This window comes from Methanobrevibacter sp. (assembly GCF_045541095.1).
GTDB lineage: Archaea > Methanobacteriota > Methanobacteria > Methanobacteriales > Methanobacteriaceae > Methanocatella.
Genome location: NZ_JAZQIJ010000125.1, coordinates 1 through 3,170, shown reverse-complemented (window position 1 = coordinate 3,170; position 3,170 = coordinate 1). Strand labels below are relative to the sequence as shown.

Here is a 3,170-nt window from a genome sequence, read left to right as displayed (position 1 = left end):
AGGATTTATTATGAAATATGACGATTTAATAAGATTTAAAATGTTTTATTCAAAGATTAATTTAATTTTAATTTTGTCCGGTAAGAGTGTAGGGTAGGATATTCTTTTCATGATGCCAATTTTAAAGTCATATGGTAAATGATAAATTTTATTCCGAGGAATATATTCAAAGAAATATTTTCCAAATTTTATATAAAATTAAATGGTGATTTTATGGTTAAAAAAAGAATTATCATTATATTAAACATAGAAAATAAAAAAATACTTTCAGATTGCATTGAAAAATATAATTTGATTCCTGCTGGACATACTGAGTTGTTATCCAGAAAGCCTATTGGTTGTTTGGATCAGAATAAATTTATTGTTGATTTGGCGGTTATTCCCGAGATTCAAATGTTTATAACAGAGCTTGAAGAGTTAGGTTTTAAACCAGAGTTTGAAGATGTTGATACTCATGAGGAGATTATTTTTTAATCTCTTCTATTTTTTAGCCGATGTGTGACTACATATTTTAAAAGTGTTCTATTGGTGGAATTAAATTAATATTTATACTTATTTTTCACTTTTTTAGATATTTTTTTTTATTTTAATGGACATTGCTAAAAGTGGACTTTAGTTGATTTTTTAGAGTTTGTAAAATGTTATAGGCTTATTGGACTTTAATTGTTTTCAGTCCAATTTTTCATTTAAATTAATCCGTTTATATTTGAATTCATTATTTATCATATCTTCGTTTATAACTCCTCTACAATCAAAAATGATTTTTTGTTTCATACGTTTGCTCATTTCATTTAAATCACAATGTTTAAATTCTTCCCAACCTGTAAGTATGAGTAATGCGTCTGAATTATTTAAAACAGAATATTTTGAGTTTTTATATTCAATCGACAGGTTTTTAATTTTATTATTGAAATTTGTATTGTTTTCAGGATCATAAACCTTAATATTAACATTTAACTCGTAAAGTTCATTAACTATCTTTATTGCTGGTGATGATTCGACATTTCTTGTTTTGGGTTTTAATGAAAGACCCCAAATTCCAATTGTTTTACCGATTAATTCATCATTAAATTCATTAGAAATCATTTTTAGTGCTTCTTTTTCAACACGTTCTGGGGGAATTGAATCGTAATGATTTTCAGGATTTTGGGAATATTTGTTATTGATTTTCATTCTTTCTTTAATAATGTCAACATTTAATCCCGGAGGATTTGGCTTCAAGTTTTTGTCTTTTTTATTAGGTATTGAATCGGATTTGATGGCATTATCACGTAATTTTTGAATATCTAATTCCTGAATCACGAGATAATCATTTTCACCTCCTTTTAGTTCTACAATCTTTTTAATTTCTGATTTCGCAGGTTGGATTATACTGTTTCCACCATATTCTGAAGTATTTGATTTCATGCAATAACAATATATGTCTCGTGATAATGACTCGGCAATATTTTTGAAATAAATTGCATCTTTGTTAAATTCAGAAACCGTTACAATATCGCAGCAACTCTTAAATTTACTTCTGCTTTGAATATCTGCTATTTCATAACAATAAAATGGTGAGATATGGATTCCATTCCAGGAATATAAGTAGTATTTCATATTTTCATTTGGTTTTTCAAGATGTTGTGATTCAATACATTGTACTTCTTCAGGAGAATAATGGTTTTTCAAACGGCATGAAACAACGGCTTCAAAATAGGAATCATCAATTGAAAATGGTAGTGATGTCATGATGTAATTGTGAACTTTACCTTCAATAACTATTGGTTCAACACCAAAAATCATGCACATCTGATGGACTTTTGAAGCATTAATAATTTCGCCTATCCATTCAAAGGGAACATACATTTCAGGCATTAACAATAAATCAACTTTGTTTTTTATAGCATCATTTATCAACAATTTTATTCGGTTAAATCGTTTTAATGTTAGATTCGGATTTCCAATTAATCGTTTTTCAAAATCTTGCATGTTTAACTTGGTATTAATTAATCCAACTTTTAATTTTCTTTTATTTTTTGAACCGACTTTCATAGATCTGAAATTATCATCAATTGGACATTCGTCACACTTATGGCATTTTAAACCGCAATTGGATTTAACATGAGGGTATATCGATGAGCGGATTTTATTGTTATCATAAGGATTATAAAAGTTCAATTTAGAGTGCAATTTGATTTTTTCATCAAAATTGTCAATAAAATCATTTTTATTATTTTTAATATAAATTGTGTTATAAATTTCATTTAAAACAATCTCATGTAATTTGATGTATCTTGGATAACAAAATCCGTTAAATATTGTATTTGATGCATCACTTGCATTTTCTTTGATTAAATTATACTTAATGTCTTCATAGGTATTTCGCGCTCCCCAATTGGTTTTAATTAATTTTTGGATTTTAAATGTATTTTGCAAGGGATATTTCATCAAACTATTATTTAACATAGATGAAAAAATAAAGTTGAATGAATGTTTTAAATAAAAATTCACATTGTTATCATCTTGATTTTTCAATATTGAAATTTTTTCATGAACCTCAGATGATTTTAATGATAATACTCTTATCAATGTTGAGCCCAGGTATCGTCTCAATGATTTCCTAACAATTTCAATATCATTAGAAATTTCTTTTTTGATGAGGTAATTAATTTCATCTTCGGGGGTAAATGTTAATGTTTCAATGTTTTTCAGTATAAATTCAATAAAAGATAGTAATTCTTCTTCATTTTCGTTAATATAAAGTATTGAAAATAATTTTTCCCACAATGTGAAGAATTCAAAAATATTAGATTCAAATGCTTCGATAACCTTGTCGATTGTTGTTTTTTTGATTTTTTCAGTTGAAAAAACGGATGAATTCAAAACTCCTGTTAACAATTTTGAAATCTCAAATTTGCTAATTTTAACACTATTTATATTGTTAAGTTTATTAATTGATTCTGCGTAATCTATTTCGAATAATTTTTCTTCAAAATCACTAAATAATTTATCAGAATCTTTCATAAGTTTAAATTCACTGGAATTTTTTGCAATTTCTTTTTTAAAGTTATCAATTATTGCAGTTGAAAACTTATGGGAAAAAGAGTATAGTTTAACTTTATTTGGTTGAACTTGAAGATTTTCATAATTAAATTCTATTCCATGAATTCTATGTTTTATATTGTGAA

2 protein-coding genes are annotated in these 3,170 nt (G+C 26.1%); one reads left to right on the top strand and one right to left on the bottom strand.

All coding sequences use genetic code 11. The annotated features are described in order from the left end of the window. Positions 1 to 213: 213 nt before the first annotated feature. Entirely contained in the window at positions 214 to 474 is a 261-nt protein-coding gene (locus ACKI2P_RS05200; protein WP_407375656.1) for a hypothetical protein, read from the top strand. A 195-nt stretch (positions 475 to 669) separates the two neighbouring features. Here the strand turns inward: ACKI2P_RS05200 and ACKI2P_RS05195 are convergent. Further along, the coding region (locus ACKI2P_RS05195; RefSeq protein ID WP_407375654.1) for a UDP binding domain-containing protein at positions 670 to 3,170 on the bottom strand (2,501 nt) is incomplete at its 5' end.